The following is a 13,657-nucleotide window of genomic DNA, read 5'->3' on the forward strand; positions in this document are numbered from 1 at the left end:
GGGCGGGTGCATCGCTTCGCAGGGTGGTGGGACGGCTTCGAGCTCTGGGTGGCCGGCCTGCCCTTCATTCCGCAGTTCATCGTGGTCCTCGTGGGCATGATCCCGGTCAGTTTCGCGATCGCCTACCTGCTCGATCGCGGCCTGCGGATCGCGTTGCGCCTGCTCGGCCGGGACCGCCCGGCGGCCCAGCCACTCGTGCCGCGACCCGCGCAGCCGTCCGCCCGGTCCGCCGTCGCCCGTACGGTCGGCGTCCGCCGGCGCCGGCAGGCCGTGCGCGGCGGGGACGGCCCGGGTGCGGGGAGTCCGCGTCATCCGGGCGCACCGCGGCGCCGGCGCCGCCGCACAGCGGAGGAGGCGGTCTGATGCCGCGGTCCCGCGTGCAGCTGGCCCTGGTCGCGCTGCTGGTCCTCGTGATCGTCGCCTGGTTGTTCACCCGCTGATTTCCGCCCGATTCGTCCGGTTCTGACGATCTCGCACGTCGTTCACCGGGCGACCACCGATGCGGTGTAGACGCCACTGGACAGCGCGCCGATGATGGTCACATGGCGTCCTACGACGAACCGCTGGCCGACGACCCCATCGAAGCCGACGACACCGACGTGCCGGTGCGACGGGATTCACTCGGCGACCCGCCGGATGTCGAGGTGGGCGGCGGTTACATCGCCAAGGCCATCGGCAGCACGCACAAATCCTCGTATCCCCCGATCGACGATTACGCGTTCCTGTCCGATTGCGAGACCAGCTGCCTGATCGCGCGCAACGGGGCCGTGGAGTGGATGTGCCTGCCCCGGCCGGACTCCCCCAGCGTCTTCGGCTCGATGCTCGATCGCAGCGCCGGGCACTTCCGGGTCGGCCCGTACGGCGTGAACGTGCCGGCCGCTCGCCGCTACCTGCCCGGCGGCCTGATCGTGGAAACCACCTGGCAAACCGATACCGGCTGGCTGATCGTGCGCGACGCGCTGGTGCTCGGCGCGTGGCACAACAACGACAAGCGCAGCCGCACCTATCGCCGCACGCCGATGGACTGGGATGCCGAGCACATCCTGCTGCGCACCGTGAAATGCGTGAACGGCGTGATCGAGCTGGAGGTCAACTGCGAACCGGCCTTCGACTATCACCGCACCCCGGTGGTCTGGGAGTACTCCGGCGACGTGTACGAGCAGGCCACCGCCGGCGGCAGCCCGGACTGCCCGACGCTGACGCTCACCACCGATCTGCGGCTCGGCCTCGAGGGCCGGGAGGCGCGGGCCCGCACCCGGATGCGCGAGGGCGACGAGGTGTTCGTGGCGCTGTCCTGGTCGCTGCTGCCGCCGCCGCGCACGTATGCCGAAGCGGCGGAGAAGATGTGGGCCACCACCGAGTACTGGCGGCAGTGGATCACGCTGGGCAAGTTCCCCGATCATCCGTGGCGCGGTTATCTGCAGCGCAGCGCGCTCACCCTGAAGGGCCTCACCTACGCGCCGACCGGCGCACTGCTCGCCGCGGCCACCACCTCGCTGCCGGAAACCCCTGGCGGCGAACGCAATTGGGACTACCGCTACAGCTGGGTGCGGGATTCGTCCTTCGCCCTGTGGGGTCTGTACACCCTCGGCCTGAATCGCGAGGCCGACGACTTCTTCTCCTTCCTCTCCGACGCCTGCACCTCCGACGACGGCGCCGACATTCCGCTGCAGGTGCTCTACGGCGTCGGCGGCGAGCGCGAGATCACCGAATCGCAGCTGGACCATCTGCACGGCTACGACGGCGCGTGGCCGGTCCGCATCGGCAACGGTGCCTACAACCAGGAACAGCACGACATCTGGGGAATGCTGCTGGATTCGGTGTATCTGCACGTGAAGTCGCGCCAGCAGGTCCCGGAGTCGTTGTGGCCCATGCTGCTTCGCCAGGTGGAGGCCGCGATCGCGCACTGGCGCGAACCCGACCGCAGCATGTGGGAGGTCCGCGGTGAGCCACGGCATTTCACCTCCTCGAAGGTGTTCTGCTGGGTCGCCCTGGACCGCGGCGCCCAATTGGCGCAGATGCACGGCGAACTCGACTACGCGAAGAAGTGGTCGGAGATCGCCGACGAGATCCACGCCGACGTCCTGGAGCACGGGGTGAACGCCGACGGCGTGTTCACCCAGGTCTACGGGGGCGACAGCCTGGACGCCTCCCTGCTGCTGGTGCCGCTGGTGCGCTTCCTGCCGCCGGAGGATCCGCGCGTGCGGGCGACGGTGCTGGCCATCGCGGACGACCTCACCGAACAGGGTCTGGTCCTGCGCTACCGCACCGACACCACCGACGACGGCATGCTCGGCGCCGAGGGTACCTTCACGATCTGCTCGTTCTGGCTGGTGTCGGCGCTGGTCGAGATCGGCGAGGTGGAGCGGGCCCGGCGGCTGTGCGAGCGGTTGCTCGGCTACGCCAGCCCACTGGAGCTGTACGCCGAGGAACTGGATCCGCGCACCGGCCGGCATCTGGGCAATTTCCCGCAGGCCTTCACCCACCTGGCCCTGATCAACGCGCTGACCCACGTGATCCGCGCCGAGCAGCACACCGAGGTCGGCGCGTTCCGCGCCGCGCACCGCACCGTCTGAGGCGGCGGCTCACAGCGCGTCGGCGGTCTCCCGGATCTCGCGGAGGCGCACCAGCGTCGACTCGATCTCGGTGAGCCGCCGACTGCGCGTCTCCGGGGCATGGTTGGCGGCGGCATCTTCCGCCGCGCGCAGCGAATCGTCGACCGAACGCAGCGTCTGGTTGGCGATATCGGTGAAGTGGCCGCGCAGGGTCCGCTGCACCGTGCGCAGCCGATTGCGGGATTCCTTGCCCACCTGGAAGATCACGTCGTCCATCAGCCGGGCGACCGCGACCTTCGCCTCCACCTGCCGGCGCTGCTTGCGGATCCGGCGGTCGTCCCACAGCGCGTTCACGCCGAGCAGCACACCCGCGCCCGCGGAATACCAGTTCACCAGCGACATCCCGAGCAGGCTGGTGGCCAGGCCGACCATCAGGATGCCGCCGTAGGATCCGCGCAACGCGGTCAGAGCCTGTTGGGTCGCACCGTGTTTCGCGGTGTCGAGCGGTTCCAGCGAGGCGACCGGCTCCAGCACCTCGCTCGGATCGCCGAGCCGCAGATCCGGCAGCGGCACATCGTGTTCCGTGCCCGGGAACTTGCCGGACACCTCCTCGGCCAGCTCCACCGACCGGTAGTGGGCGGTGACGAAATTCTCCTCGACCGCCTCGCAGATCCGGGCATCCAGATCGGCGCCGAACGCGGACCAGCGGCGGCCCGGATCACGTTCGGCGATCTCGGTTTCCGCCTCGCGGACCAGGGTGCGCAACCGGTGCCGCAGATCGTGCTCGATATCGCCGACCAGTTCGGCACAGCCCTCGGCGAGGGTGACCTGCCAGCCCGCCGTGCGCTGCCGCAACTCGTCGGCCTCGATCCGCAACTGCCGCAACTGATCCGCGATCTCGCGGTAGCGGCGCGGGTCGCGCAGCGTCTCCGCCTCCGAGCGCAGGGTGAGCGCCAATTGATCGACGATGGTGCGGATGTCGCGCACCGCGGCATCCCGGGCGACGCTGTCGGCGCGGCCCAGCACATAACTGCGCAGATGCTCGATCAGTTGCGGCACACCGGATTCCAGATCCCGGCGCGGATCGCTCGCGGTCTGCAGATGGCGCAGCGCGGAGATCGGGGCGACCGCGAATCCGAGACCGGCCTCGTCGAGCAGCTCCCGATTGCGCTGCTGCACCTGCATCCAGTGCGGATAGCGGTCGATCTTGTTCAGCACGCACACCACCGTGGGGCACACCTGCTGGATCCGCTGCAACCAGGCGATCTGATCCGCGGTCAGTGCCGTACCGGCGTCCGCCACGTACAGCACCGCATCGCCGGCGGCGATCAGCGACCAGGCCGCGGGGGTGTCGGCGGGCGCGCCGGGCGCATCCATCAGCACGAAACCCTCGGCCAGCAGCGGACTCGGTTCGGTGAACTCGGCGCGGATCACGTTCTCCGCGGCCAGCGCCGGCCCGGGATCCAGCGGATCGACCCGCTGCCGCTCGGTCCGGCCGTTACCGATCCCGCGGATCAGCGTGGCCGTCGGATGCGGCCCGTACTCGGCGATCACCGGAACGCTGACCGGGCTGTCGGTCGCACTGACCGCGGCACCGACCAGACCGTTCACCAAAGTGCTCATCCCGGTACCGGATTCGCCGACGACCACCAGCCGCACCCGCGGATCGGCCACCCGGGCCCGCGACAGCGCCAGCCGGACCGACAGATCACCCCGCGCGGCGGTCACGGTCCATTCGAGCAGCTCGTCGAGCAGCCCCACCAGCGGCGCCATCGCATCCGGATGCTTGGCGGTGGCGGAATCGGCGACGACCGGCCCGCTCACAGGTGCAGTGGGGTGTCGACGGGGTGCAGCACCGGATGGAAGTCGGTGTCGTAGGCGCCGGGCAACAGATCCGACGACAACCCGAGCCCGGTGAGGAGCCCGGAATGGTCCGGCTGCCAACCGAAATCGCTCGCGGCGGAAATGTGGGCGACGCTCGCGTCCGCGTCGTGGGCAGCGGTGGTGGTGTAGGCGACGCCCCTGTCGGTGGCGTAGGCGGCGCTCCCGTCGGCGGCGTGGCCGATGCTGGTATCGGTGGCGTGGGCAATGCTCGCGTCGGTGGCGTAGGCGATCGGCTTCAACGGCGGTACGGCGTGACCGGGGTCGACCGTGACCGGTGGCTGGACGGACGCCGAATGGCCTCCGGCACCGCCGTTGTCGCCGGGGCCCGGATTCGGCGGGAGCGGCGCGTTCACCGACGGCGCGGACGGTTCGTGTCCCGTCGGCGATCCGCCGTCACCGGGCTGAGGCTGATGGGTCGGAACTGTGCCGGTCGGTGCCGAACCGCCGGGTGAATGGGTGTCGCCGCCACCGGAACCGTGCGAATCGCCGCCATCGCGCGGCGGGGCCGCGGTGCCGCCGTCGCCACTGTCGTGGCCGCCGGTCGTACCGCGATCGTGCCCGCCGGTCGTACCGCCGTCGCGGCCCGTGGTCGGGCCGGTGTCGTCCCTGCCCGTGGTCGGACCGGTGCTGTCGTCACGTCCGCCGTTGGGGGTGGTGTCGTGGGTTCCGGTGCCGCCGCGGCCGGTCGACGTGTCGCGACCGCTGTTCGACGTACCGTCCCGGCCGTCCGAGGTGCTGTCGTGACCGGTCGACGGCGAACCGTCCCGGCCGTCGGTGCCATCGCGACCGGTCGTGGGCGACGCCTCGTGGGTGCCGGTCGGGCCGGTGTCGTGGCCGGTGGACGGCAGACCGTCCCGGCCCGGGGTGTGCGAGGGGGTCACCACGTCGGAGGGCTTGTCGACCGCCGACGGTGTCGGGCTCGGCCGGGTCGGATCGACCGGCGCGGTGGGTTTCTCGGTCACCGTGCCCGGAGCGACGCTCACGTGCGGGATCGGGGTGTGGCCGCCGGTCGGATCGGCACTGTGCTCGGTGGGCGTGACCGGGGCCCCGGAATGTCCACCGGACGGGCCGTGGCCGCTGTCCGGCGGCTGGTTGGCCCCACTGAACAGCGCCGGTGCGGCGCCGGACGCGGCGGTGAGCGGCGACGGACCCGTCGGCGCGGACCACACGTTCGCGATCGGATGGCTGGCCGCATCGGGCTGGATCGTGGTCTGCAACGGGGTCGCGGCGACCGGCTGCACGACCATCGGCGCCACCGGTGCGGGTGCCGCCGGTGCGGGCACCGTGAACGGACTCGGCTGCGCCACAATCGGATTCGACGCCACTCCGGCGGATCCGAAACCCTGGCCGGGCGAGAACGAACCACCCGCGTTGAATCCCGCAGGCCCACCACCGAAAGCGCCGGGATTCGCTCCCGCACCCAGCGGACCGGCCGCGTTCGCACCGAGCGGACCACCCGCAGCACCCATGCCGACCGGACCGCCCGCAGGACCGACACCTACCGGACCACCGGCAGAGCCGACACCCATCGGACCGCCCGTGGGACCTACACCCATCGGACCACCAGCGGAGGCACCCAGAGGTCCCGCCGAGGCGGTACCCAACGGGCCGCCTGCCTGGCCGCCGCCCAACGGGCCGCCTTGGCCCGCACCCAACGGACCGACTCCCTGACCTGCGCCCAGAGGACCGCCTGCCTGGCCTGCGCCCAACGGACCGATCCCTTGGCCCCCACCGAGCGGAGCGACTCCCTGACCTGCACCCAACGGGCCGACTCCGTGGGTACCCAACGGACCGGCCGCCTGGGCCGCGCCCAGCGGACCACCTGCCGGATCCGCACCCAACGGACCACCCGTCGGACCCGCGCCGAACGGGCCGCCTCCCGGAACCACACCCGGGGGACCGCCCGCCGGGTTCACGCCCATCGGGCCACCGGCCGCACCTGCGGCCGGGCCGCCCGCGATACCCGCACCCAGAGGTCCCGCGCCGAACGAACCGTCCGCCGGGCTAATTCCGGGTCCGGCGCCCGGATGCCCCGCGTCGAAAGCCCCACCGGACGGAGAAGACCCGAATGGGCCACCTCCCGCGGGGTCGTGGCCGAAAGGTCCACCGGCCGCGGCGTCACTCGCACCTGCGGCGGCGAAAGGCGTTGCGGCCCCAGTCGGTGCCCCACCGTCGGCCGTGAAACCGGATCCCGCGGTCGTGCCGGAGGCGTCGGCGACGCGGGCGGCGTTGTCGTGGTTGAGGTGGGAGATCAGGCCGATGCCGTTGTCCTGGCTGTTGCCGTCGGGTACGTGACCCGCGCTGGTGCCCAGCCAGTCGGTGTAGTGGTCGAGCTGCTCGCCCACGTTGCCGACCGAGAAGCTCAGCTGGGTCTCCGTGGTCACCCAGACGCCGTCGAGGCCGACATGGACGTCGACCTGCATCTCGCTGCCCACGAAAAGTCCCGTACCGCTGCCGATGCCGTCGAAGGCGCTACCGGTGCCGGGTAGTCCGAAGCCGCCGGATGCGTCCGTGAGATGCGGCGCGCCGCCCGGCAGGCCGAATCCCCCGCCGGATCCGTCGGCGAAATGTCCCGCACCGCCGGGCAATCCGAATCCCCCACCGGAGACATCAGCGAGATGTGTTGGGCCACCGGGCAACCCGAACCCCCCGCTGGGTAGGCCGAATCCCCCACTGGCCGCATCGGCGAGATGTGCCGGGCCCCCCGGCAAACCGAAACCGTTACCGCCGGCGTCCGTGAGATATCTGGAGCTGCCGGGCAAACCGAAGCCGCCGCCGGATAGATCACCGAATTGTGTTGTGCCGCCGGGCAATCCGTAGGCATCCTGGTCCGTGGGACCGAAATCCGTTCCGTCCTGGTCCTGGTCGGCATCCGGATCGGTGCTGACCGCTCGGTTCTCCTGGGTGGGCCATTCACCGGCCCCGGGTAGGCCGAAGCCGGCCGCACCGGGCAGGTGGCCCCCGGGTAGGCCGAAGTTTCGGCCCGTGGTGGTCCAGCCGAACGGGGATCCGCCGGTGGAATCCGAGTCGTGACCGCCGTCGTCGTCCTCGTCCGAATCGCCGGGCACCCAGCGCGAGGCGCCGTGGGTCGGCGGGCGGAACTGGGAGAAGCCGGGGACACCCATCGGGGGTGCGGAGTGGCCGTCGCCCCCGCCCATGGTGCCGTCCAGATTCGGCAGGCCGAAGCCGTCGCCGTGGCCCGGAACATGTTGCGCGCCGCCCATTCCGCCGTCGAGCGTCGGTAGCTGCGCATCGCCCTCGCCGTGGCCGGTATCGCTCGGCGGGCCGAAACTGCCGGGCGCCGTACCGTTCAGCCGCGGCAGCACCGTGGTCGGATGGTCGCCGACGGTCACCGGCGGGTGCGCGCCGGGTCCGCGCAGTACCGGCGGGACCGAATCGGGCGAAGGGTCGGGGTAGGTCACGACCGGGCTGGGCGCGTTCGGTTGCGGATCGTTGGTGGACCAGGTGGCGAACCGGCTGTCGTGCGATTCGGGCGACGGCGCCGGGCTACCGTTGGAGGCGACGAGCGCACCGCCGGTGACGTACGCGCCGGCCCGCGCGACCCGGGCCACGCCGGTCGCGATCCGGTACGGGACGTCCGGCGTGTCCTCACCCACGGCCGGATCATCCTCGTCGAGGGGCAGGTCACGCATAATCCGAAGCTCCGCTCTCAATGCCCGGCACTGAACCGAACGGGTCCTACCTACTAGATCGTCAACACCTTATGCGCAGCATAACGAACCTGTCACATTATCGAGGTGGCGACGGCCGGTAGCTACCTACTCACCGGTATCGAGACCTATTCGATTACTTCTTGTCCTTCGGCTTGTCCGAGGCGGAGTCGGTGGACAGTGCCGCGACGAAGGCTTCCTGCGGAACCTCGACCCGGCCGATGGTCTTCATCCGCTTCTTGCCCTCCTTCTGCTTCTCCAGCAGTTTCCGCTTCCGGGAAATGTCGCCGCCGTAGCATTTCGCGAGCACATCCTTGCGGATCGCGCGGATGTTCTCGCGCGCGATGACCTTCGATCCGATCGCCGCCTGGATCGGCACCTCGAACTGCTGCCGCGGAATGAGTTCGCGCAGCTTGGTGGTCATCTTGTGGCCGTAGGCCTGCGCGGCGTCCTTGTGCACGATCGCGGAGAACGCGTCGACGGCCTCACCCTGCAACAGGATGTCGACCTTGACCAGATCGGCCTGCTGCTCACCGGACTCCTCGTAGTCCAGCGACGCGTAGCCGCGGGTGCGCGACTTCAGCGAGTCGAAGAAGTCGAAGATGATCTCCGCCATCGGCAGCGTGTACCGCATCTCCACCCGGGTCTCGGACAGGTAGTCCATGCCGAGCAGTTCGCCGCGGCGGCCCTGGCACAGTTCCATGATCGTGCCGATGAATTCGCTCGGCGCGATGACGGTGCATTTGGTGATCGGCTCGAAGATCTGCCGCACCTTGCCCTCCGGCCAGAACGACGGGTTGGTGACCACGTGCTCGGTGCCGTCCTCCATCACCACCCGATAGATCACGTTCGGCGCGGTGGAGATGAGGTCGAGATCGAATTCGCGCTGCAACCGCTCCCGGGTGATCTCCATGTGCAGCAGGCCCAGGAAGCCGCAGCGGAATCCGAAGCCCAGCGCCACCGAGGTCTCCGGCACGTAGGTCAGCGCGGCATCGTTGAGCTGCAATTTGTCCAGCGCGTCGCGCAGGTCCGGATAGTCGGAGCCGTCGACGGGATACAGACCCGAGTAGACCATCGGCCGCGGCTCGCGATATCCGGTGAGCGCCTCGGTCGCGCCCTCGCGGGCCGTGGTGACGGTATCGCCGACCTTCGACTGCCGCACATCCTTCACACCGGTGATGAGGTATCCGACCTCGCCGACCCCCAGTCCCCCGGTGGGTTTCGGCTCCGGCGAGACGATGCCGATCTCCAGCAGTTCGTGGGTGGCGCCGGTGGACATCATCTTGATCTTCTGCCGCGGGGTGAGTCTGCCGTCGACCACGCGCACATAGGTGACGACGCCGCGATAGGTGTCGTAGACGGAGTCGAAGATCAGCGCGCGGGCCGGCGACCCGCCCGCACCGACCGGTGCCGGCACGGTCTCGATCACCTTGTTCAGCAACTCCGGCACGCCGACGCCGGTCTTACCCGACACCCGCAGCACCTCCTCCGGCTCGCAGCCGACGATGTGCGCGAGTTCGGCGGCGTACCGATCCGGATCCGCGGCCGGCAGATCGATCTTGTTCAGCACCGGGATGACCGTCAGGTCCTTGTCCAGCGCCAGATACAGATTCGCCAGCGTCTGCGCCTCGATCCCCTGTGCCGCGTCGACCAGCAGAATCGCGCCCTCACACGCCTCCAGCGCGCGCGACACCTCGTAGGTGAAGTCCACGTGTCCGGGCGTGTCGATCAGGTGCAGGACATAGTCCTCGCCCGCCACCGACCACGGCAACCGCACGTTCTGCGCCTTGATGGTGATCCCGCGCTCGCGCTCGATATCCATCCGGTCCAGGTACTGCGCACGCATCTGCCGCTCCTCGACCACCCCGGTCAACTGCAGCATGCGATCGGCCAGAGTGGACTTCCCGTGGTCGATATGGGCGATGATGCAGAAATTCCGGATCCGCGCGGGATCGGTGAACGTCGTGTCGGCAAAGCTGGGCACGGTGCTCCTGGTCATGGGTCGTTTGGCGGTGTCCATGATCCCACGGGGTCGCGGCAGGTCCGCCCCCAGGTCGCGCGGCGCGTGCGCGAGCCTGCCGGGCGACCGGCACATCGGCCGTCGCGGGTCTGTGATATCGGCCACAAACCGAGGCCGGAGTCGGGCTCGGCCGAATGTCGGGCACCTTTGTCCACCCGCGGAGCGAACGACCCGCGAGCTCGGCCCGCGCGACATCGTGGCACCGGGCCACCCCGAGATCGTGGCGGCGATCCTCCACGTGGCGCGCCACGCCGGCCGTCCGCGGGCCATCGGCGTATTCCGTTTCACCGCAGAGGTTTTCGCCGATCCGGACATCGCCCGCGCGAAGCCGTCGGCCCGGTCGCGGACGAGACGAACGGAGCGCGCTGAGGCAGGATGGCAGGATGCCCCACGAGCTTGTCGAATTCGACACCAAGAAGGCACATTCCGCGCGGATGTACGACTACTACCTCGGCGGCAAGGACAACTATCCGGCCGACCGGGAGGCCGCGTCGCAGGTCATGGAGGCGTTCCCCGAGACCGCCCAGGCCGCCCGCGCCAACCGCGAATTCTCCCATCGCGCAACCCGTTTCACCGCACACGCGGGAGTGCGGCAGTTCCTCGACATCGGCACCGGAATTCCGACCGAACCGAATCTGCACAACGCGGTACAGGCGGTCGATCCGAGCTGCCGGGTGGTGTACGTCGATCACGATCCGCTGGTGCTGGCGCAGGCCCGCGCCCTGATGATCGGCTCCGAGGAGGGCCGTACCGCCTACATCCCGGCGGATGTCCGCGACCCCGAGGTGGTGCTCGGCTCGGATACCCTGCGCGAGGTGCTGGATCTGTCCCGGCCGGTGACCCTGAACCTCGGCGCCATCCTGCATTTCGTCACCGACGCGGAGGGCGCCCACGACATCGTCCGGACCTATCTGGACGCGTTCGCACCCGGGTCGTACCTGTCGATCACGCACGCCTCCAGCGATCTGAACCCGGAGATCTTCCGGAAGATCGCCGACGTCTACGCCCGCTCCGGGCTCACGGTGAGCCTGCGGGACCGGGCCGGCGTCGCCCGCTTCTTCGAGGGTCTCGACCTCGTCGAGCCCGGCCTGGTCCCGCTGCACCGCTGGCGGCCGAGCGCGGACTTCTACATCCCGGAGGAACGACTCGCCTGGGCGGACAAGGCCTTCGGAACCTGGGCCGGAGTCGGCCGGAAATCCGACCGGCCGCATCCACGGTGACCCCGGGGATCGTGGCGATCTCCGGGCACGGTGCCGGTCGAATTCGGCGGCATCGCCACCTCGGACCGCAACCGCGGGCCTACACCAGTTCGTCGGCCACGCTCTGCAGCCGCTTCTGGGTCTGCACCGGCGATTCCGCCTGCAGGCTCAGCTGATCCATCACCTGGCGATACAGATCCAGATCGCTGGGCCGATCCAGATATTGCGCGCTCTGCAACTGCTCGATGTAGACGATGTCGGGCAGTTCCGGTTCGGCGAAGCGCAGGATGGTGAACGAGCAGCCGACCGCGGTGTGCCCGCCCGCGGCGTACGGCAGCACCTGGATGGTCACGTTCTGCCGCTGCGACATTCGCTGCAGATGCTCGATCTGGGCGCGCATCACGTCGCGGCCGCCGACGGGACGCCGCAGCGCCGATTCGTCCAGCACGGCCCACAGCGTCGGACCGCCGGGCTGCTCCAGGATCTCCTGGCGCTTGCGGCGCAGTTCGACCCGCCGTGCGGTCTCGAGTCCGCCGTGCGCGAGCGAGACGACCGCGCGGGCGTAGTCCTCGGTCTGCAACAGGCCCGGGATCAGCTGCGCCTCGAACGTCCGGATGGACTTCGCGGCGCCCTCCAGGCCGAGGTAGTTCTCGAACCAGGCGGGCAGCAGGTCCGCGTAACCGTGCCACCAGCCCTGTTCGTTCGCCTTGGCGACCAGCTTCAGGAACGCGTCGCGCTGTTCGGCGTCCTCGACCCCGTACAGGTCGAGCAGATCGACGATGTCGCGTTCCTTGTACCCGGTGCGGCCCAGTTCGAGCCGGCTGATCTTGGCGTGCGAACCGCGAATGTGCTCGCCCGCCTGTTGCGGTGAAATCTTGCGTGCCTCACGCAATCTCCGCAGTTGGGTACCGACCATGATGCGTAACGCGGTCGGTCCGCGCTCCGCTGCCGGCGTTCCGATGATGTCGGTCCGGATCGAATCTGGCGTCATATGCCCCACTCCGTTTCCCGGCGACCACTAGCGGACCACACACCGATACACACCCCGGTGGAAGCCGCTGCCCTCCGTCGCATCTGCTCATGGTAGCCCCGGGGACGCCGATCCGAACCAGCCGATCGGACCGAGTTTCGCGATCCGGCCCGAACATTCGTTTCTCGTCCTGCGCGAACGTCAGGAGCAGGGGTCGTGCGGAGGTTCATCGTCGCAGATCGGGGCGGTCGCGCGGCCGCGGCCGGTCATCGGTGCCCGACCATCGTGTCGGCCCAGTCGACCACTGCCGCCTGATAATCGGCGGTGTTGCGGGCGAGATCGACCGCGTGGCCGCTACCCGGCAGCACGAAGGCGCGCATCCGGGCGGCCGGCGCGAAGAACGGAGTCTCCTCGGCTTGCAGGGTGGCGGAGTCCGCGCACGCGGAATAGTCCGCGCCACAGACCATTCGGTCTCGGCCGCCGGCGACGACGAGAGTGGGAACGGTGATGAAATCGGACATGCCCGGCAGGGTGGAGAGCATGCCGTCGGGATATTCGGTGAGCGAGAACACCTCTTTGGTCTGCTCGTCGAGGTCGAGTACCGCCGGGTCGACATCGCCCGGATCGAAGAAGTTGTGCAATCGGGTACCGGGCCGGGTGGTGAGATAGCCGGAATCGTAACCGCGCCCGGCTAATTCGGGTTCCTCGACGGCCGGGTGGTAACTGGAGACGACGCCGAGGGTCTCCGGCACGTTGATCGCGTGCGAATAACCCGTCAGCACCACACCGTCCACGTCGTGGTAGGCGGTGGATTCCATCACGGAGGTGCCCGCGGTCAGCGAGTGGCCGACCGTGACCACCTTCTCGAAGGGTACGGCGCCGTCCACGCCGCGGCGGGCGGCCTGCACGATGCCGTGCAGGGCCTCGGCGGTGGCGCTCGCGGTGAGGGTGAGGCTGGGCGGCCGGGTACTGGCGCCGTCGCCGAGCCGGTCCACCACCAGCGTCGCGTAACCGGCCGCGTTCATGGCGCGCCGGAAGTTGTAGATCTCGGGCCGATAGGCGAAATCCCAATAGCTGCCGTTGAAATTGGAACCGGACATGAGGACCATGACGGTGTCGGCGGGCCCCGGGGGCAGGCACAGGGTCGACGCCAGCTGCCCCTGCGGCACCGGGAACGGGAAGGATCGGCAGCCCGGTGAATCGCCGGGCTGGGCCACCCCCGTGGCGGTCAGCGCGAAACAGCCCAGTACGGCCGCGGCCGATGCGGTCAGTGTGCGTATCAGTGCTCGCACGCGACACGCCCCCTGTCGTGAGAACGAAAGATCTCGAACTGCGCGGCCGCCGGACGGCAGCCCCGG

8 protein-coding genes are annotated in these 13,657 nt (G+C 69.6%); 3 read left to right on the forward strand and 5 right to left on the reverse strand.

Annotation, left to right across the window (positions count from 1 at the left end):
• Positions 1–6 precede the first annotated feature (6 nt).
• Together G361_RS44140 and G361_RS0119180 are read left to right on the forward strand one after the other, a co-directional pair.
• Positions 7–363, forward strand: coding sequence for a hypothetical protein (locus G361_RS44140; protein WP_019928726.1), 357 nt, complete (start codon positions 7–9; stop codon positions 361–363).
• Between the two features lie 179 nt (positions 364–542).
• Positions 543–2,576 carry a glycoside hydrolase family 15 protein gene (locus G361_RS0119180; protein WP_019928727.1) on the forward strand — a complete coding sequence of 678 codons (2,034 nt, stop codon included), beginning with the start codon at positions 543–545 and terminating at the stop codon, positions 2,574–2,576.
• A gap of 9 nt (positions 2,577–2,585) precedes the next feature.
• Here the strand turns inward: G361_RS0119180 and G361_RS0119185 are convergent, their stop codons facing one another.
• The 3 genes from G361_RS0119185 to lepA all read right to left on the reverse strand — a co-directional run bounded on the left by G361_RS0119185 (position 2,586) and on the right by lepA (position 10,130).
• Positions 2,586–4,379 (reverse strand): hypothetical protein, encoded by a 1,794-nt coding sequence (locus G361_RS0119185; protein WP_019928728.1) that lies wholly within the window; start codon positions 4,377–4,379, stop codon positions 2,586–2,588.
• The gene (locus G361_RS0119190) at positions 4,376–8,092 is read right to left on the reverse strand and encodes a hypothetical protein (protein ID WP_026343228.1); all 3,717 of its coding nucleotides are present in this window, start codon (positions 8,090–8,092) and stop codon (positions 4,376–4,378) included. The genes G361_RS0119185 and G361_RS0119190 overlap by 4 nt, the downstream gene beginning before the upstream one ends.
• Before the next feature lie 154 nt (positions 8,093–8,246).
• Complete coding sequence (lepA, locus tag G361_RS0119195) at positions 8,247–10,130, reverse strand: translation elongation factor 4 (RefSeq protein WP_369797902.1); 1,884 nt, start codon at positions 10,128–10,130, stop codon at positions 8,247–8,249.
• Between the two features lie 383 nt (positions 10,131–10,513).
• Here lepA and G361_RS0119200 point away from each other — a divergent pair, with 383 nt between their 5' ends.
• On the forward strand, positions 10,514–11,350 hold the full coding sequence (locus tag G361_RS0119200) for an SAM-dependent methyltransferase (RefSeq protein WP_019928730.1): 837 nt from the start codon (positions 10,514–10,516) through the stop codon (positions 11,348–11,350).
• A gap of 79 nt (positions 11,351–11,429) precedes the next feature.
• Here G361_RS0119200 and G361_RS0119205 read toward each other — a convergent pair whose 3' ends face one another.
• Positions 11,430–12,320, reverse strand: a complete 891-nt coding sequence (locus tag G361_RS0119205) for a helix-turn-helix transcriptional regulator (RefSeq protein WP_019928731.1) — start codon at positions 12,318–12,320, stop codon at positions 11,430–11,432.
• Positions 12,321–12,565: 245 nt separating this feature from the next.
• Positions 12,566–13,591 carry an alpha/beta hydrolase gene (locus G361_RS0119210; protein WP_019928732.1) on the reverse strand — a complete coding sequence of 342 codons (1,026 nt, stop codon included), beginning with the start codon at positions 13,589–13,591 and terminating at the stop codon, positions 12,566–12,568.
• Between the last annotated feature and the right edge of the window lie 66 nt (positions 13,592–13,657).

The sequence above is a fragment of the Nocardia sp. BMG111209 genome (genome assembly GCF_000381925.1).
Lineage (GTDB): Bacteria > Actinomycetota > Actinomycetes > Mycobacteriales > Mycobacteriaceae > Nocardia.

Coding starts and splice junctions, on each gene's coding strand:
- G361_RS0119180 (WP_019928727.1), top strand. CDS start 543: ATGGCGTCCTACGACGAACCGCTGGCCGACGACCCCATCGAAGCCGAC.
- G361_RS0119190 (WP_026343228.1), bottom strand. CDS start 8,092: ATGCGTGACCTGCCCCTCGACGAGGATGATCCGGCCGTGGGTGAGGAC.
- lepA (WP_369797902.1), bottom strand. CDS start 10,130: ATGGACACCGCCAAACGACCCATGACCAGGAGCACCGTGCCCAGCTTT.
- G361_RS0119200 (WP_019928730.1), top strand. CDS start 10,514: ATGCCCCACGAGCTTGTCGAATTCGACACCAAGAAGGCACATTCCGCG.
- G361_RS0119205 (WP_019928731.1), bottom strand. CDS start 12,320: ATGACGCCAGATTCGATCCGGACCGACATCATCGGAACGCCGGCAGCG.